The 18044-nt window shown below is 67.7% G+C and carries 13 protein-coding genes; 9 read left to right on the top strand and 4 right to left on the bottom strand.

Features of this window, described 5'->3' with window-relative positions; translation table 11 throughout:
- Genes MTR65_RS11190 through MTR65_RS11230 form a run of 9 tightly spaced genes read left to right on the top strand, consistent with a single transcriptional unit; the run spans window position 1 to window position 11492 of the window.
- Entirely contained in the window at window positions 1-255 is a 255-nt protein-coding gene (locus MTR65_RS11190) for a HypC/HybG/HupF family hydrogenase formation chaperone (protein WP_226632580.1), read from the top strand.
- Window positions 252-1418, top strand: a complete 1167-nt coding sequence (gene hypD / locus MTR65_RS11195) for a hydrogenase formation protein HypD (RefSeq protein ID WP_243800148.1) — start codon at window positions 252-254, stop codon at window positions 1416-1418. Before MTR65_RS11190 ends, hypD begins: the two co-directional genes overlap by 4 nt.
- The gene (hypE, locus tag MTR65_RS11200) at window positions 1415-2461 is read left to right on the top strand and encodes a hydrogenase expression/formation protein HypE (protein ID WP_243800150.1); all 1047 of its coding nucleotides are present in this window, start codon (window positions 1415-1417) and stop codon (window positions 2459-2461) included. The genes hypD and hypE overlap by 4 nt, the downstream gene beginning before the upstream one ends.
- On the top strand, window positions 2461-3987 hold the full coding sequence (locus MTR65_RS11205; protein ID WP_243800152.1) for a sigma-54-dependent transcriptional regulator: 1527 nt from the start codon (window positions 2461-2463) through the stop codon (window positions 3985-3987). The genes hypE and MTR65_RS11205 overlap by 1 nt, the downstream gene beginning before the upstream one ends.
- A gap of 6 nt (window positions 3988-3993) precedes the next feature.
- Window positions 3994-5373, top strand: a complete 1380-nt coding sequence (locus MTR65_RS11210) for a sensor histidine kinase (protein ID WP_243800154.1) — start codon at window positions 3994-3996, stop codon at window positions 5371-5373.
- Window positions 5370-6404: an NADH-quinone oxidoreductase subunit B family protein gene (locus tag MTR65_RS11215; protein WP_243800157.1), complete on the top strand. Its 1035-nt coding sequence runs from the start codon at window positions 5370-5372 to the stop codon at window positions 6402-6404. Before MTR65_RS11210 ends, MTR65_RS11215 begins: the two co-directional genes overlap by 4 nt.
- The gene (locus MTR65_RS11220) at window positions 6401-7852 is read left to right on the top strand and encodes a nickel-dependent hydrogenase large subunit (RefSeq protein WP_243800160.1); all 1452 of its coding nucleotides are present in this window, start codon (window positions 6401-6403) and stop codon (window positions 7850-7852) included. The genes MTR65_RS11215 and MTR65_RS11220 overlap by 4 nt, the downstream gene beginning before the upstream one ends.
- Window positions 7852-10215 carry a carbamoyltransferase HypF gene (gene hypF, locus MTR65_RS11225; RefSeq protein ID WP_243800162.1) on the top strand — a complete coding sequence of 788 codons (2364 nt, stop codon included), beginning with the start codon at window positions 7852-7854 and terminating at the stop codon, window positions 10213-10215. Before MTR65_RS11220 ends, hypF begins: the two co-directional genes overlap by 1 nt.
- A complete protein-coding gene (locus MTR65_RS11230; protein WP_243800165.1) occupies window positions 10209-11492 on the top strand; it encodes a DUF3422 domain-containing protein in 1284 nt (427 codons plus the stop codon). Before hypF ends, MTR65_RS11230 begins: the two co-directional genes overlap by 7 nt.
- 9 nt (window positions 11493-11501) lie before the next feature.
- Here MTR65_RS11230 and MTR65_RS11235 read toward each other — a convergent pair whose 3' ends face one another.
- From MTR65_RS11235 to MTR65_RS11250, 4 genes are all read right to left on the bottom strand, one after another.
- On the bottom strand, window positions 11502-13022 hold the full coding sequence (locus MTR65_RS11235) for a tryptophan halogenase family protein (RefSeq protein ID WP_243800167.1): 1521 nt from the start codon (window positions 13020-13022) through the stop codon (window positions 11502-11504).
- Between the two features lie 76 nt (window positions 13023-13098).
- The gene (locus tag MTR65_RS11240) at window positions 13099-16065 is read right to left on the bottom strand and encodes a TonB-dependent receptor (protein ID WP_243800169.1); all 2967 of its coding nucleotides are present in this window, start codon (window positions 16063-16065) and stop codon (window positions 13099-13101) included.
- A gap of 259 nt (window positions 16066-16324) precedes the next feature.
- The gene (locus MTR65_RS11245; RefSeq protein WP_243800171.1) at window positions 16325-17119 is read right to left on the bottom strand and encodes a GDSL-type esterase/lipase family protein; all 795 of its coding nucleotides are present in this window, start codon (window positions 17117-17119) and stop codon (window positions 16325-16327) included.
- Entirely contained in the window at window positions 17116-18006 is an 891-nt protein-coding gene (locus MTR65_RS11250) for an alpha/beta hydrolase (RefSeq protein WP_243800174.1), read from the bottom strand. The genes MTR65_RS11245 and MTR65_RS11250 overlap by 4 nt, the downstream gene beginning before the upstream one ends.
- Between the last annotated feature and the right edge of the window lie 38 nt (window positions 18007-18044).

Raw genomic sequence — 18044 nt, forward strand, 5'->3', positions numbered from 1 at the left:
ATGTGCCTTGCCATTCCCGCTCTTGTCACCGCCGTCCTTGCCGACGACATGGCCACCGTGTCGCTGGGCGGGGTGGTCAAGACGGTCTCCGTCGCCCTGCTCGACGAGGTCGCGGTGGGCGATTACGTCCTCCTCCACGTGGGCTATGCGCTCCACAAGATCAGCGAGGAGGAGGCCGAGCGGACCCTGGCGATGATGGCCGAAGGCGGATTGCTCCAGGCCGAACTGGACGAGATCGCAGGAGACGCTGCATGAAGTACGTCGAGGAATTCCGCGACCGCGCGCTTGCCGAGAAGCTGTCCGCCGCGATCCGGGCCGAGGCTGATGCTGTACGCAGCTACAACTTCATGGAGTTTTGCGGCGGGCACACCCACGCGATCTTCCGCTACGGCGTGCAGGATCTGGTGCCCGCGAACGTCCAGTTCGTCCACGGTCCGGGCTGTCCTGTATGCATCCTGCCGATCCGCCGCCTCGATGATGCCATCGAACTGGCCGAGCGGCACGGTGTGATCCTGTGCTCGTACGGGGACATGCTGCGTGTGCCCGGCTCGAAGCGGCGCTCGCTCCTGAGTGTGAAGGCGCAAGGCGCGGATGTGCGCATGGTCTATTCCACGCTCGATGCGCTGGAAATCGCGCGCCAGAACCCCGACCGGCAGGTCGTTTTCCTCGGCATCGGTTTCGAGACCACGACCCCGCCCACCGCGCTCGCCATCCGGCAGGCCGCCGACGAAGGGCTCACCAACTTTTCGGTCTTCTGCAACCACGTCCTGACGCCCGCAGCGATCCGCCACATCCTCGATGCGCCCGACATCGATCCGGAACAGGCCGTGCATCTCGACGGGTTTCTGGGGCCCAGTCACGTTTCAACCGTGATCGGCTCGAAGCCCTACGAGTTCCTCTCCGAGACCTACCGCAAGCCGGTGGTCATCGCCGGGTTCGAGCCGCTCGACGTCCTGCAGTCGGTACTGATGCTGATCCGTCAGGTGAACGAAGGCCGCGTCGAGGTGGAGAACCAGTACGCGCGTGTCGTCACGCGCGAGGGCAACACCAAGGCGCAGGACCTCGTCGACGAAATCTTCGAGCTGCGCCCGGCCTTCGAATGGCGCGGCCTTGGCATGGTGGCCAAGAGCGCGCTCGCGATCCGGCCCGCCTATGCCGCCTTCGATGCCGAGGCGCGCTTTGACTTGAGCGACAAGACCTCGCGCGAGGTCAAGTCGTGCGAATGCCCCGCGATCCTGCGCGGGGTAAAGAAGCCCAAGGACTGCAAGCTCTTCGGCAACGTGTGTACGCCCGACAACCCGATGGGCAGCTGCATGGTCAGCTCCGAAGGCTCGTGCGCGGCCTACTGGACCTACCGCCGCGCCGAGACGCTGGCCGAGATGGCAAAAGACAAGGCCATGGCGGAGCAGGCCGCATGACCGCGATGCAGCCGATCCGCGCCAAGCGCTTTCCCGCCGACGCGCGCGTGACGATGAGCCACGGCGGGGGCGGGCGGGCGACACGCGAACTCATCGCTTCGGTCTTTGCGCCCCATTTCGCGAACCCGCTGCTGGAGCAGGGCCATGACGCGGCGCGGCTGGAGCGTCCGGACGGGCGCATCGTCGTCTCGACCGACGGGCACGTGATCTCGCCCCTGTTCTTTCCCGGCGGCGACATCGGTTCGCTCGCCGTCCATGGTACGCTCAACGATGTCGCGATGGGCGGCGCGCAGCCGATTGCGCTGACGTCCGCCTTCGTGATCGAGGAGGGCTTCCCGCTTGCCGACCTCGAACGCATCGCCGCCTCCATGGGCGAGGCCGCCCGCCGCGCCGGGGTGCCCATTGCGACCGGGGACACCAAGGTCGTCGAGCGGGGCAAGGGCGACGGCGTCTTCATCACCACCACCGGCATCGGCGTCGTGCCGGACGGCGTCGAGATCGGACCGGACCGCCTTGCCGCGGGCCAGGCCATTCTCCTGTCGGGCACGCTGGGCGATCATGGCGTCGCGATCATGTCACAGCGCCAGGGGCTGGAGTTCGAGACCACGATCACCTCGGACAGCGCCGCGCTCCACCACATGGTCGCCGACATGGTGGCCGCCGTGCCGGGCATCGCGCTGCTGCGCGATCCGACGCGCGGCGGGCTCTCCTCCACGCTCAACGAACTGGTCGAAGGAACGCAGTTGGGCGTGTTGATCGAGGAAGCGGCGATCCCGGTGAAGGGCGAGGTCGCCTCGGCCTGCGAACTGCTGGGCCTCGACCCGCTCCACATCGCCAACGAAGGCAAGCTGGTCTGTATCTGCGAGGAGGCCGACGCCGAGACGCTGCTGGCCATCATGCGCAGCCATGGCGAGGGCACCGATGCCGCGCGGATCGGCACGGTCACGGCCGAGGAGCCCGGCTTCGTGCGCATGACCACCGCGATCGGAGGCACGCGCATTGTCGACTGGCTTTCGGGCGAACAATTGCCGAGGATCTGCTGATGCCCGATTCCGTTTCCAGCCTGCCGGTGGTGCTTGTCGTTGACGATGAAATCCGCTCGCTTGAATCGCTGCGCCGCATTCTCGACCACGATTTCGAGGTTCTGACCGCGGCCAGTACGGCAGCGGCCGAGCGGCACCTGGAGGCGCAGAACGTCCACGTCATCCTGTGCGACCAGCGCATGCCCGAACGCACCGGGGTCGACTTCCTGACCGAGGTGAAGACCCGCTGGCCCGACGTGATCCGCATGATCATCTCGGGCTACACCGATGCCCACGACATCATCGATGGCATCAACGAAGCGGGCATCTTCCAGTACATCACCAAGCCCTGGCACCCCGACAATCTGCTGCTGACGCTGAAGGCCGCCTGCCGCCTGTTCGACCTCCAGCGCCAGAACGATCTGCTGGCCATCGAATTGAAGATGCTGCCCGAAGCGGCCGACAAGCTGGTGGGAGAAAGGCGCGACAAGCTGCGCCGCGCCTACAGCTTCGAGGACGGCATCGTGCGCGCGCCGGGCAGTCCGATGGAGGGTGTCTGCCGCCAGCTGGCCGATGTCGCGCCGTACGACCTGCCCGTCCTTCTGTTCGGCGCATCCGGGACCGGCAAGGAACTGGCCGCGCGCGCGCTGCACTATGGCTCGCACCGCTGGGACAAGCCCTTCGTGGTCGAGAACTGCGGCGCGCTGCCCGACGAACTGCTGGAGAGCGAGCTCTTCGGCCACCGCAAGGGCGCCTTTACCGGCGCGGTTGCCGACCACATCGGCCTGTTCGAGCGCGCCGATGGGGGCACGGTCTTCCTCGACGAGATCGGCGAGGTGTCGGCTGCTTTTCAGGTCAAGTTGCTGCGCGTGCTGCAGGAGGGCGAGGTGCGCCCGCTGGGCGGCACCGTCACGCGCAAGGTCAACGTGCGCGTGATCGCGGCGACCAACCGCAACCTCGACGAGGAAGTACGCGCCAAGCGCTTCCGCGCCGACCTGTTCTACCGCCTTGCCGGGATGATCGTGCGCCTGCCCGACCTCAAGGACCGCACCTGCGACCTGCCTGTCCTTGTCGAGGCCATTCTCGCCCAGGCGACGAAGGCCATGGACAAGCCGGTCCGGGGCGTGAGCGAGGCGGCCATGGCGCGGCTCGTTGCCTATCCCTGGCCGGGCAACGTGCGCGAACTCCAGAACGAGGTGCAGCGCATGGTGGTGCGCGGGCGCGAGGGGGAGTGGCTCGATGTCGATGTCCTCTCCTCGCGCGTGCGCGGCGGCGAAGGGGGCTCCCCGCGCGTCGAGACCACGAACGAGGCACCTGCCGAGAGCCCCGCGCCCGCAGCCCGTTCGGCCGGACAGGCGAGCGGTACGCTCAAGGAGCGGGTCGAGGCGCTGGAAGCCGAGATGATCCGCGATGCGCTGATCCGCCACCGCTGGAACAAGAGCCAGGTCGCGCGTGAACTGGGCCTCTCGCGCGTGGGGCTGCGCTCCAAGCTCGACCGCTACGGGCTCGAGAACGTCCATCCCATCGCCCGCCGCGCGGTGCACTGATCCGTGGTGAACCAGGGACATAGAGGCACCCCGACACCCCCGCCGCTGCTGGCGGGCGGGGTTGACGGGATCGCCGGGGCCTTGGGCGAAGGCGGCAGCGAGGAGCTGTGGATCGAGGTCATCCAGCAGATGGACGCGGTCTATTCCGAGCTCGTGGAATCGCAGACCGCGCTCGAGGAGCAGCACCGCGAACTGGGCGAGGCGCACGACTTCATCGGTTCCGTTCTCGATGCCATGACCGATGTCGTCATCGCCTGTGATGCCGAGGGGCACATCCTGCGCACCAACCGCGCGCTTGTCCGGATCCTGGGCGAAAGCGAGGAGGCGCTGCTCGGGCGCGAGGTCGAGGCGCTCTTTGCGCCCGGCGAGCGCAAGGACGTGCATGCAGCGATGAACGAGGTGCGCGCGGGCACGCTGGTCGATCAGCGCGAATGGCACCTCCAGATGCCCGGCGGTGCGCTTGGCCTCATCTCCACCAACATCGCCCCGCGCCGCGAGGGAAGTGTGCGCTCCTGCGGCTTCGTCTTCGTCGGAAGGCCGCTGGGCGAACTGCAGCGCGCCTACCGCGAACTCGACGAGGCGCACAGCACCCTGAAGCGCACGCAGGAACAGCTCCTGATGAGCGAGAAGATGGCCGCGCTCGGCCGCCTTGTCGCGGGCGTCGCGCACGAGCTCAACAACCCGATCAGCTTCGTCTTCGGCAACATGTACGCGCTCAAGCGCTACGGCGAGGCAATCGCGCGCTACCTGGAGGCCACGGGCCGCGCGCCCTCTGATCCGGAACTGGAGGCGCTGCGCACGCAGCTGCGCATCGACCGTATCCTGGAAGACATCGGCCCCCTCGTCGACGGGACGCTGGAAGGTGCCGAGCGCGTGCGCGACATCGTCCAGGACCTGCGGCGTTTCTCCTCCAACCAGGAGGAGACGCCCGAGACCTTCAACCTCACCCGCCTCGTGCGCACGGCGGCGGAATGGGTGGCCAAGGCCCAGCGCGCGCGGCCCGAGTTCCATTTCAAGCTGCCCGATCCGCTCGACGTGACGAGCCGCAAGGGCCAGCTGCACCAGATCGCGGTGAACCTTGTTCAGAACGCCTGCGACGCGCTGGAAGGCCGCGAAGCCGGCGAGGTGCGCGTGACCGCCTGGCGCGAGGGCGCGCTGGTCTACCTGGAGGTGGCGGACAACGGACCGGGCATCGCGCCCGCCAACCGGGACAAGATCTTCGAGCCCTTCTTTACCACCAAGCCGATCGGTTCGGGTACGGGGCTGGGGCTCTACGTCAGCTACAACATGGCCGCTAAGCTGGGCGGCAGCCTTGCCTACGCCGAGAACGCGTCCGGGGGCGCTTCGTTCATTCTGACGCTCCCAGCTGGCGAGGGCACGTCATGACGCGGCCCGTGCGTCTGCTCTGGCTGCAATCGGGGGGCTGCGGGGGCTGCACGCTCTCGCTGCTCGGCGCGCAGGGGCCCGATCTCGTCTCGGCCCTGGAACTGGCCGGTGTGGAGATCGTCTGGCACCCGTCGCTGAGCGCGGCCAGCGGACGCGAGGCGCGCGCGCGGATCGAGGCGGTCGCCTCAGGAGACGAAGCTCTCGACATCTTCTGCCTTGAAGGCTCGGTCATGACCGGCCCTGATGGCACCGGCCTGTTTCACCGCATGGCGGGAACCGACGAGGCGATGATGCGCGTGATAGAGCGCGTGGCGCTGCGGGCGGACTATGTGCTTGCGGTTGGCAGCTGTGCGGCCTTTGGCGGGATCACGGCGGCGGGCGGCAACGAGGTCGGCGCGGTGGGGCTTGCCTATGACGGGCGCCAGGCGGGCGGTCTGCTGGGCCCTGAATTCCGTTCGGGCAAGGGCCTGCCGGTCATCAACATTGCGGGCTGTCCGATCCACCCCGACTGGTTTACCCAGACCGTTCAGCAGATTGCGGCAGGGGTCTTCGATGAGCGCGATATCGACGAGTGGCAAAGGCCGCTCGCCTACACCGGACATCTTGTCCATCATGGCTGCGCGCGCAACGAGTTCTACGAGTTCAAGGCGAGCGCGGAGAACCTGTGCGACATGGGCTGCATGATGGAGCACCTGGGCTGCAAGGGCACGCAGGCGCGCGCGGACTGCAATATCCGCGCCTGGAACGGCTCGGGCTCCTGCCTTGATGGCAACTATCCCTGCATCAACTGCACCGCGCCGGGCTTCGAAGAGCCGGGCCATGAATTCACCCAGACGCCCAAGATTTCCGGTATCCCGGTGGGCCTGCCGACCGACATGCCCAAGGCCTGGTTCGTCGCGCTCGCCTCGCTGTCGAAGGCAGCTACGCCTGCACGCCTCAAGGACAACGCCGCGCGCGACCGCATGGTGACGTTGCCGCGCGACAAGGCGCGGGACGCCGGTGGCCCAAAGCCGGGCAAGGGCAAGCGATGAGCGGGGAGGGCACGCGCCTCATCATGGGGCCCTTCAACCGGGTCGAGGGCGACCTGGAAGTACGCCTCGACACCAGTCTCGACACCGTGGTCAGCGCCGAAGTCTCCTCACCGCTCTACCGCGGGTTCGAGCGTATGCTGGTGGGAAAGCCGGTCCACGACGCGCTGGTCTATGCGCCGCGCATCTGCGGCATCTGCTCGGTCTCGCAGTCGGTCGCGGCCGCGCGCGCGCTGGCAAGGCTCAGTCCCGCTGCGGTGCCCGAGGCGGGGGCCTACGCGGTGAACCTTGTCCACGCGGTTGAGAACCTGGCGGACCATTTTACGCATTTCTACCTCTTCTTCATGCCCGACTTCGCGCGGGAGGTGTACGCCAAGGAAGCCTGGTACACGCCTGTTGCGGCGCGGTTCCGCGCGATCAAGGGCAGCGCCGCGCGCGAGGCCTTGCAGGCGCGCGCAAGCTGGATGGAGATCATGGGGCTGCTGGCGGGCAAGTGGCCGCACACGCTCTCGATCCAGCCTGGCGGCTCGACCCGGGCCATCTCGCGGCCTGAGAAGGTCCAGGTGCTTACCCTCATCCGCCGCTTCCGTCAGTACCTGGAAACCACGCTCTTCGGGGACAGCCTGGAAGCCGTGGGCGAGCTGGCGAGCGCCGAGGCTCTCCACGCCTGGAGCGAGGGGCGCAGCAGCGACTTTGCGCAGTTCCTCCAGGTGGCGCGCGCGCTGGAGCTGGACCGGCTCGGGCGCACGCGCAACGCGCACATGAGCTTTGGCGCCTACGAACAGGGGAGAGGCCATCTCTTCGGGCAAGGGGTGTGGGTGGCCGGCGCGGTGCAGCCGCTCGAGACCGCCTCCATCGCCGAGGACGTGAGCCATGCCTGGTACGCGCAAGGCCCCGGAGCGAAGGGCCCGCTGCGCGATGCGCCGGTGCCCGACGTGCAGAACGAGGATGCCTACTCGTGGTGCAAGGCGCCGCGTCTGGGTGGGCAGGTGGTGGAGGTCGGCGCGCTCTCCCGCCTGCTTGTGGAGGGCCATCCCCTCGCGCTCGATATGGCCCGCAAGGGCGGCCATGTCACCGCGCGCATCGCGGCGCGCATGCTCGAACTCGCCCTCGTCGTACCTGCGATGGAAACGTGGATTTCCGCGATCGATCCCGAGGCGCCCTTCATCGACCACAGCGCGCTGGCTTCGGCCGGGGAAGGCGCCGGGCTGACCGAGGCCGCGCGCGGATCGCTTGGGCACTGGCTGCGCGCGGACGCAGGGCGGCTCGACCATTACCAGATCATTGCGCCCACCACCTGGAACTTCAGCCCGCGCGACCGGCGCGGTGTTCCCGGCCCCTTGGAGCAGGCGCTGGAGGGAACCCCGATCCGGCCCGGCGAAGAGGAGCCGGTGGCCGTGCAGCACGTGGTTCGCTCGTTCGACCCCTGCATGGTCTGCACGGTGCACTGATGGCGCGCGCCGCCGATCCCCTCACCGTGGATCGCAGTTACCGGACCTTGCGCGTGCGCGGACAGGTGCAGGCGGTCGGCTACCGTCCGTTCGTGTGGCAGTGCGCCCGCGCGCTTGGGCTGGCGGGCGATGTTGCCAACGATGGCGAGGGCGTCCTTGTGCGCGTCGCAGGCCCATCCGAGGCGCTCGACCGTTTCGAGGCGCGATTGCGGCATGAGGCTCCGCCGCTCGCCCGCGTGTTCTCGGTGGAGGTCGTGGACACTGCGCCCTTCGCCTGCGGTGAGGACTTCGCGATTGCGCGCAGTGGGGGCGGGGCCGTGACAACGGGCATCGTGCCCGATGCGGCGACCTGTCCGGCGTGCCGCGCTGAACTGCGCGATCCTGACGACCGGCGCCACGGCTATGCATTCGGAAACTGCACCCATTGTGGGCCGCGTCTCTCGATCATGTCCGCGCTCCCCTATGATCGTGCCCGCACCAGCATGGCCGACTTTGCGCTGTGCGAGCCTTGCGCGCGCGAATACGCAGACCCTGCGGACCGACGCTTTCACGCCCAGCCCATCGCCTGCCCCGCCTGCGGGCCCCAGCTGGAACTGAGCGGAGAGGGGGAGGGCGCGCCCGATCCGCTGGCTGCAAGCGTGGACCTGCTGCGCATGGGGCGTATCGTCGCGATCAAGGGGCTGGGGGGCTACCATCTCGCTTGCCTCGCTTCAGATGCCGGGGTCGTGGCAAATCTGCGCAGCCGGAAGGCGCGCGATGCCAAACCTTTTGCGGTCATGGTTCCCTCGCTGACAGCTGCGCGGGAGCTGTGCGAAGTGTCGGACGAAGCCGCGCAGGCGCTGGAGAGCCCGGCCGCGCCCATCGTCCTCCTGCCGCTTCGCCAGGACGGAGCCGCCTTGCCCGAGCGCGTGGCCCCGGGGCAGGATCACCTGGGGCTCCTGCTGCCCTACACGCCGCTCCATCACCTCCTGATGGATGCGCTGCAGGCGCCTCTGGTGATGACCTCGGGCAACCGCAGCGACGAGCCGCAAGTGACCGATGATGGCGAGGCGCGCACGAAACTTGCCGGGATCGCCGATGCCTGGCTTGGTCATGACCGGGCCATCGTCAACCGCATCGACGACAGCGTGATGGCCTTCGATGCGCGCGGGCCCGTGGTCCTGCGCCGGGCACGCGGACTGGCGCCCGACCCGATCCTTCTGCCCGAAAGCCTCGCCGCGCCCGTGCCGATCCTCGCCATGGGGGGCGAGCTCAAGGCCACCTTCTGCCTGCTGCGCGGGCGCGAGGCCGTCCTGTCGCCCCATATCGGAGATCTGGAGGACGCGGTCGCGCGCGCCGACTATCGGCGCATGCTTGACCTTTTCTGCGATCTCTACGCCTTCACGCCGGGCGCTATCGCGGTGGACGGCCACCCGGACTATGCCTCCACCCGGATCGGCAGCGCCCTGGCGCACGAGCGCGGCCTTCCGCTTGTCACCGTCGATCATCACCACGCGCACCTTGCCGCGTGTCTGGCCGAGAATGGCATCGCGGCGGGCGGGACGGTCACGGCCCTTGTGTGCGATGGCCTTGGCCTTGGCGGCGATGGTACGCTGTGGGGCGGTGAGGTGCTGCGTGGCGGCTATGGCAGGGCCGCGCGAACCGGCGCGCTGCCTGCCGTGGCGCTCCCGGGCGGAGCAGCGGCGATGAAGCAGCCCTGGCGCAACCTGCTCGCGCACCTCCGCCATGCTTTCGGGGACGCATGGGCCGACGCGGTGCCATTGCTGGCCGAGCGCGTGCCCGCAGGACCATCGCGCCAGGTCCTGCAACGCGCCATTGCGCAGGGGCTCAACAGCCCGGTCTGTTCCTCGGGCGGGCGGCTGTTCGATGCCGTGGCCGCGGCGCTGGACCTGTGCGGACCGAGCATCTCCCACGAAGGTGAGGCCGCCATGGCGCTGGAGGCCGCGGCCCGACCTTTCGTGACGGGGGAGACCGGCTATCCCTTCGGCCTCGCCCGTGATGCGGCGGGTCTTGCGCGGCTGGACTTCGCGCACCTGTGGCAGGCGCTGGCGCGCGATCTGGGCGCGGGCGTGCCGGTCGGACCGATCGCCGCGCGCTTCCATCTGGGGCTGGCCGATGCGCTTGTCGCGCTGGCCAGCGCAGGGGAGGCGTCCTTATCCCATGGTCGGGTGGCGCTGAGCGGTGGGGTGTTCAACAATCGCATCCTGCGCGAGGCGGTGGCGCAGCGGATCGAGGATATGGGCGCTGTGCCGCTTGTCCATCACCGCGTTCCGGCAGGCGATGGCGGGCTTTCGCTGGGGCAGGTGGTGGTCGCTGCAGCGCGGCTTGATGGGGACTGGCAGGAGGACACGGGGACATGCTGAACGAACACGACCTCAGGCGGCGTATCGTCGGGGAAATGCACCTGCGGCGCTGGCCCCACGTCTGCGCGCCCTCCACGATCATACAGTTCGTGCGCGTGCTCCAGCCCGAGCAGCGCGAAGCCGAACTGCGCTGCGTCGAGACGCTGCCCTCGGGCGGTGTCGCCGGGCGCAGCGAAAACCCGCGCCATCGCGCCGGCTCGCTCGGACCCGGCATTGCCTTTGGCTGGGAGCGCCAGAGCGAGGCCAGCACGACGACGCTCTTCATCGACCGCCTGCTCCTGGACGCGCAGGGCAACTTCGCGCCCGATCCGGCCGCGTTGGAAGCATTGAGCTGGGCCAAGGGGATGCCGGGCAAGGTCCTGCGCGCGATCCGCGTGCTGATCGTGCCCGACGAGGACGCCGCCCGCACGCTGATCCCGGCGATGGGCTACGACCCGCTCGACCTCGTCAGCTGCCATATTTCCTGCCAGGACGGCGAACAGGCCGCGCGGGTGTGGTCCGACTTCCGGTTTCGTGATGAGGGCTACGGCCAGATCCTTGTGGCGGCCAACGGCATGGCGGGCGGCGATCTCTCGCGCTCGGTGCAGCGCCTGCAGGAACTGGGCAATTACCGCAATCTGGCGCTGCTCGGCCTGCCGGTGGCGCAGGATGGCTGGAAGCTGCTCGACCGGATCGAGGATGAACTCAGCGATCTCACCTCGCAGGTCGCCGATCCCGAAGTGCGCGACGATGATCTCCTGAGCGAGGTCACGCGTCTCTCGATGGAGCTCATCGCCCATTCGACTGAGACGGACTATCGCCTGAGCGCGACGCAGGCTTACGCCACCATCGTCGAGGACCGGCTGGAGGGGCTCCACATCCGCGCCTGTCCGGGGCATCCCTCGCTTGCCGATTTTACCCAGCGCCGCTTCCTGCCCGCCGTGCGCACCTGCGCGGCCCATCGCCGCCGCGAGGAGCAACTGGCCCAGCGCACCGAGCGGCTGGTCTCGCTGCTGCGCACACGCGTCGAGACCCGCATCGAGAACCAGAATGGGCGGCTGCTCGCCTCGATGGAGCGCTCGAGCACGCGCCAGCTGCGCCTGCAGCAACTGGTCGAGGGCCTCTCGGTCGTAGCGCTCAGCTATTACGGGATCAGCCTCATCGCGCACATGCTGGAGGGCGTTGAACTACTTGCCCCGCACTTCCATGCGCACCTTGTCGTGGCCGCGCTGACGCCGGTCATGGTGATCGGCATGTATCTGGGATTGCACCACCTCAAGAAGCGCATCCTCGACTGAGCATGGGCCTCAGGTCGCCGGGGCAGGCTTTGCAGCGCAGGTCCTTGCGATGAAGGTCGCGTGGTCGGGCAGCCGCTCGGCGGCGCGGGCAAGCGTGGTGCGGCGCTGGTCGAGGAGGGCGTGCAGGTCCCTTTCGGGGAGCAGCTGCGTGCGTGGATTAACCGCGCGGGGAAGCACGCCCTGACCCAGCAGAATGGCAACCCAGCTGGGTTCCTGGTGCGATTCCAGATCGTACATCGGAACCCGGCCGCTGGCATCCCAGGCGTCGAGCTTGGCGCGAAGGGTGCCTGGCAGGTCCATCGCCGCGACCTGGCGCCAGAGCGGTTCGGTGCGGCGCGTGCGGCAGTAGTGGGCGATGATGAAATCGCGGATGCGCTCGTATTCGAGCGCGGTCTGGCGGTTGTATTCCGCCGCCAATGCGGGGTCGGGCACCTTGCCGGGCAGGAACTCGACGAGCCGGGTGACGCCGGTCTGGATCAGCTGGATCGCGGTCGATTCCAGCGGTTCGAGGAAGCCTGCGGCAAGACCGATGGCAATCACGTTGCCCTCCCAGAAACGGGAGCGGCGCCCGGGCGTGAAGCGCAGCAGACGCGGTTCGGCCAGAGCTTCGCCGTCGAGACCATCCAGAAGCTGCGCTACTGCCTCGTCGTCCGAGATATGGGCGCTGGAATAGACATGGCCGTTGCCGGTGCGGTTCCGGAGCGGAATGCGCCACTGCCAGCCCGCCTCTTTTGCGGTGGAGCGGGTGAAGGGTGTGAAGCGTCCGGCGCGCGCGCAGGGAACAGCGGCCGCGCGGTCGCACGGGAGCCACTGGCTCCAGTCCTCGAAGCCGACACCTTGTGTCTGGCCCAGAAGCAGGCTGGCAAAGCCGGTGCAGTCGAGGAACACGTCGCCCTCGATGCGCCGATCCCCGTCAAGCTGGAGGGCGCGCACATGGCCGCTCCGGCCATCGCGGGTGACATGTTCGATGCGCCCTTCGATACGTTTGACGCCCATGCCCTCGGCAAGGCGGCGCAGGTACGCGGCGTAGAGCGCAGCGTCGAAGTGGAAGGCGTGGCGGAACTGCGCGGCTTCGCCCGAAAGGGCTTCGTGCGGCACGAAACGATCCTGGGAGGCCAGCACTTCGGCCATGGAAAAGTCGCCCAGCGCCGGAACCTGACCCTCGCGGGCAAGGCGCAGCCAGTGCTGGTGGACGGGAAGGCCGGCTATGTCGGCGCCATAGTCGCCAAAGCCGTGGAAGTGGCGGTTGCCGATCTCGCCCCAGTCGGCGAATTCGATGCCGAGCTTGAAGGTGCCGTTGGTGGCGGCCACGAAGTCGGGCTCGTGGATGCCCAGGAACCGGTTGAGCTCACCGATCAGGGGAACAGTGGCCTCGCCCACGCCGATGATGCCGATGTCCTCGGATTCGACGAGGGTGATCCGCGCGGCGGGAGGCGGGAGAAAACGGGCCAGCACCGCGGCCGAGATCCAACCTGCACTGCCGCCTCCGGCAATGACGAAATGGACAGGCTGGGGTTCGGGTCCGGCCATTGCAACAACGCTCCCATTGAAAATCGGCCCCGGCCTCTCCCTTGCAGGAAAAGCCGGGGCCAGGGAGGAGCTGGTATCAGAAGCGCGTGCGCACGACCATGGCGACGCGGCGGTCGGTCTCGGTCCAGCTGTAGCGCGGCTGGAAGCTGGGATCGCCGACGCGCAGGTACGTGCGCGAGGTGAGCAGGTTGGTGCCCTGCACACCGACCTTGAGGTGCTCGTTCACGTTGACCAGGATCGAGGCATCAAGCTGGCCGTAGTCGTCGTTCCAGACCGGGTAGTTGATGTTCGCCGCCGACGTGGTCAGCAGGTACTTCTTGCGCCAGTTGTAGGCGACGCGGGCCGAGATGCCGGGCGTCTCGTAGATCGCAGCCACGTTGTAGGACCACTTCGAGAGGCCTTCGAGCGGCAGGTTGAGGCCTGCGTTCTCGCCGTTGGCGGTGTCGAAGACGTTGACCGAGGAGTTCGCGCCGCCCGTCGAGTCGACGTAGGTCAGGTTGCCGGTGAAGCCCAGGCCCGAGAGCGGTCCGGGCAGGAAGTCGAGGAACTGGGTGTAGGCCAGCTCGAAGCCCTTGATCTTGCCCTTGGCGCCGTTGGTCTGGCGGTTGACGTCGAAGGCGATCGTCTCGCCGCCGCTGGTGTACTCCTGCTGCTCGAGACCGACGAAGATGTAGTCGCTGATTTCCTTGTAGAAGAGCGCGAGCGTCAGGCTGTTCGAACGGCCGTAGTAATACTCGAAGCTGAGGTCGAAGTTGTTCGAGCGGGTGGGCTTCAGATCCGGGTTGCCCGCGGTGCCGGTGAAGGCGGTGGTCGCACCGCCCACGCCCGTGCCGTTGGGGTTGCCGTCGTTGTCGAACGAGAAGTTCAGCGAGGTGTACGGGTTCAGCTGCGCGAAGGTCGGACGCGAGATGCCCTTCGAGGCCGCGAAGCGGACCTGGAAGTCGTCGGTCACGAAGTAGCGCAGGTTGAAGCTGGGCAGGACGTCGGTGTAGCTGTTGCTGCCCGAGGTGATCGACGTACCAAGGTCACCCGAGGCGAAGGCGAGTGCGCGTTCGTAGTCGGAGCAGTCGGTCGTGGCCGAATCGCAGGTGACGCTCAGTGTCCCGACGTTGATCGCCGATCCCAGCGAGTTGAGCTTGGTGTGCACCACACGCACGCCCACGTTGCCGTCGAAGCGGCCGACCGGGCTGTAGTCCATGCCGAAGCGCGCCATCGCGTAGCCGGCGAGAACTTCCTGGCCCTGGTTGTTGATGCCGCCCTGGCCGGTGGTCTGCGAGAAGTCGTCGCTGAGCGGAGCCCAGCCCCAACCGTTCGAGAGCGTGGCGCCCAGGTAGTCGAAGGCATGGCCCGTGCCCTGATTGACGAGGCTGGGGGCGGGGAGCCACAGGCCCGAAGTCGGGTTGCTGGCTTCGCCGCGGAAGAAGTTGTTGAAGTCCACGAACGTCGACTGGTTGGGCAGGTCCGCGATCTGCGGGCCACCCGGGTAGCCGGTTTCATCAAGGCGCACTTCGTTGCCCGGAAGCCAGTACTGGCCCGAAAGAAGACCCCAGTTGTAGGTGGTCTGGCGCGTGATCGCGGTGCGGTCCGACCAGCGGCCGCCGACCTTGAGCGACTTCAGGAAGCCTTCGTCGAACTTGTATTCGACATCGCCGCGGATCGCCCACTGGTCCGCCTCGTTGTCCTCGAGGTGGTCCATCGCCGCGGCCCACCAGTTCGCGCTCTTTTCCGCCAGCGACTGCGAGGGATCGGTCGGACGCATGTTCATGTAGGGCGTATTGCCATCGAGGTCGAAGTCGAAGGTGGTACCCACGTCCGTGCCGGTGAAGGCGGTCATCGAATAGACGCTGGCGGTCGACTTCGAGTACTGGACGTCGGCCGTCACGGTCCAGTGGCTGTCGGGCTCCCACAGGGCCTTGAACGAGTAGTCCTGGTTCTTCTTGTCCTGGCTGCCCGCGCGCGTGTCGAGCAGCGGCTGCTGGTTGTCGGCCACGCCCGAGACGAGCTGGTTCTGCTCACCATAGACGAAGCCCGGGGTGGTCGGGTCCATCTGGGTCGAATTGCCGATGTAGTATTCGGTGTCACGCGGCTTGGCGGTCGAGATCAGCGCCTCGGCGGTGAACTCGAGCGTACCCGAAGGGCGCCACTGCAGCGAGGCGTCGAAGGCGCGGCGTTCCTGCTGCCAGTCGATGCGGCGGAAGCCAACCGAGTTGGGGACGTAGACCGTGTCGCCTTCGGCATAGCCATTGGCATCCTCGGACATCGTGCGCTGAAGGAAGCGGTCGGCCGAGATCGAATCGGTGCGGTTGCCGATGTTGCTGATCGAGTAGGAAACGAGGACGCCGATTTCGCCCAGACCCGTGTCGAAGCGGTCGCTGACGAGCGCGCTGCCCGACATGAAGCTCTTGGAGCGCAGGTCCGCGTAGTTCACGTCGCCCGAGACCGCGGCCACGAAGCCTGGTGCATCGAAGGGCTTGCGCGTGCGCAGGTCGATGGTGCCGCCGATGCCGCCCTCGATCATGTCCGCCGAGGGGTTCTTGTAGACGTCCACGCCCGACATGAGGTCGGCCGAGATGTCCTCGAACGAAAGCGAGTTGCCGCTGTTGGCCGAGAACACGTCACGGCCGTTGAGCTCGGAGCGCACGAAGGAGAGGCCGCGAATGAAGACGCCGCCGCCTTCACCCGACAGACGGGCCGGGTCGCGCGCTTCGCTGGTGCGCTGCAGGGTGACGCCCGGGATGCGCTGGAGCGCTTCGGAAACCGAACGGTCGGGAAGGGCGCCGATGTCCTGCGCGGTGATCGAATCGACGACGACTTCGGCGTCGCGCTTGCGGTCGATCGCGCTCTCGAGCGAGGCGCGGATGCCGGTGACGATGATCGCCTGCTCTTCGTTGAGCGTGGCTTCGGCAGGCGTGTCCGCCTCCTGCGCCGCGGCGAGCGCGGGCATGGCGCAGATCGCGAGTGCGGTCGCGGAAGTGCCTGCGCGCAGGAGCATATCCCCACGGATTCCGGTGAAACTGTTACGAATGCGAGTGAACGCTGCCATTTCGGTGCCCTCCTGTCCCAACTCTGCTGCGCTGCATCTATTAGATAGCGCTATCATTTTGCGATGCGGCAAAATCTATAGGTACGAATGCTGACGATTGCCGCGCCGTGGCGCTGGCTACTATCACCGGTGAAATACCCGCGCAACACAAAATGATGACCGCTAACATTTGTCGGTCCAGTGTTGCGCGAACGCGTCACGGTGCGCGCTTCCTATTGGAAACGTGCTTGAAAATTTCCGATTTGGGTGAACTGATCGCTTAGCGAGTACCCTCGTTCAGGGCCTGTGCGATCGCCGCTGCGGCGATTGGCGCCATGACGTCATAGCCCGCCGCGCTGGGATGGATGCCATCCTTTGTGAATTCTGGTTTCAGCAGGCCCTTCTCAGTCTTCATCGCCGGGGCGTAATCGGCAAAGGCGTAGCCGCGCGCGGCGGCAAGCTGGCGCAGGCGCGCGTTGATCGCGCGCAACTGGGCGGGCTTGCGTTCGGCCTCGACCCACTGCGCCTCGGGCGTGTTGGTGACCGGAAGGATCGAGCAGAGCACGACCTCAATGCCGTGGCGCTCGGCAATGTCGGCCATCGCGGTGATGTTGCTGACAATGCCCTCGGTGGTCTCCACCTGAAGCATGCCCGAGACATCGTTGACGCCGCCCAGGATGACCACGGCGCGGGGCTTCAGGGCGACGACGTCCTGCTCGAAGCGGACCAGCATCTGCGCGGTGACCTGCGCGCCGATGCCGCGGTTCACATAGGGCTTGCCCGGGAAGAAGCGTTCGAGGTTCCACAAGTCGGTGATCGAATCGCCCATGAAGACAACGCGCTGTTCGCTCGGCGCGGGCGGGGCCAGCTTCGCGTTGGCGGGGGCGTAGAGATAGCGCTCACCGAAGTCGCGCATCATGGAGGGGACCAGCTTGTCGCGGAACGGGCCGGCCCAGGGGCCCCAGTCGCGGGTCTCCTCGACCGTGCGGCGTTCCGGGCTCGACTGGTAGGGGGCGGGCTCGTCCGCTGAGATCAGGAGGGCCGCTCCGGCGAGCAGCAGGACAAGGCGCTTCATGCCGCGAAGACTCCGTGGCGCTGCCCGTAGGCGTAGAAAAGGTCGGGCCAGGCGTGGGCGGGCGTGGCGGGATCGAGGCGCACGCCGAAGCCGTGGCCGCCCTTGTCGAAGCCGTGGAATTCGCACGGGCGCTGCTCCGCAAGCATCGCCGAATACATCGCGAGCGAATTCTGGATGGGCACGAGGCCATCGTCGCTTGCTGCGGTGAGGAAGACTGGCGGGGTGTCCGCGCCAACCCGGTTCTCGACCGAGGCGTATTCGGCATCCTTGGCGGGCGCACCTTGCCCCAGCAGGTTGTCGCGCGAGCCGGCGTGGGTGAAGGGCTCGGCCAGCGAGATGACCGGGTAGATGAGTCCGGCAAGGTCAGGGCGGGCCGAGACTTCGTCGATCGCGTCGCGCGGCGCATAGGTCTCTTCGGCAAAGCGCGTGGCGAGGCTGCCGCCCAGATGGCCGCCTGCCGAAAAGCCGAGCACGGCCACACGCTGCGGGTCGAGCGCGAACTCGCTGGCGCGCGAGCGGATGATGCGCATCGCGCGCTGCGCGTCCTGCAAGGGCACGAGGGCGCGCTTGGCCCAGCCCTCTGCGGGAAGGCGGTAGGACAGGATGAAGCAGGTGACGCCGCGCTGGGTCAGCCAGCGGGCCTGCTCCTCACCCTCATTGTCCCAGGCGAGGAAGCCGTAGCCGCCGCCCGGGATCAGCAGCACCGCCGAACCATTGCGGTAGGCAGGCTGGCGCACTTCGAGCCAGGGCGTGCCGACGCCGGTGACGATGCGCTCATCGAAGCTCGGGTCCGTGCTCCCTTGCGCGACCTTGCGTTCGGGCAGGCGGGCAGGGGCCCCGGGCGCCTTGCCCGGCCAGAGCGGGATCGTCGGCCCTGAGGTGGTGATCGCCTTGGGGCCCGCGTGCGCGCTGCGGCTGCGCGCGG

Origin of the sequence: Novosphingobium mangrovi, assembly GCF_022818885.1 — a bacterium.
Lineage (GTDB): Bacteria > Pseudomonadota > Alphaproteobacteria > Sphingomonadales > Sphingomonadaceae > Novosphingobium > Novosphingobium mangrovi.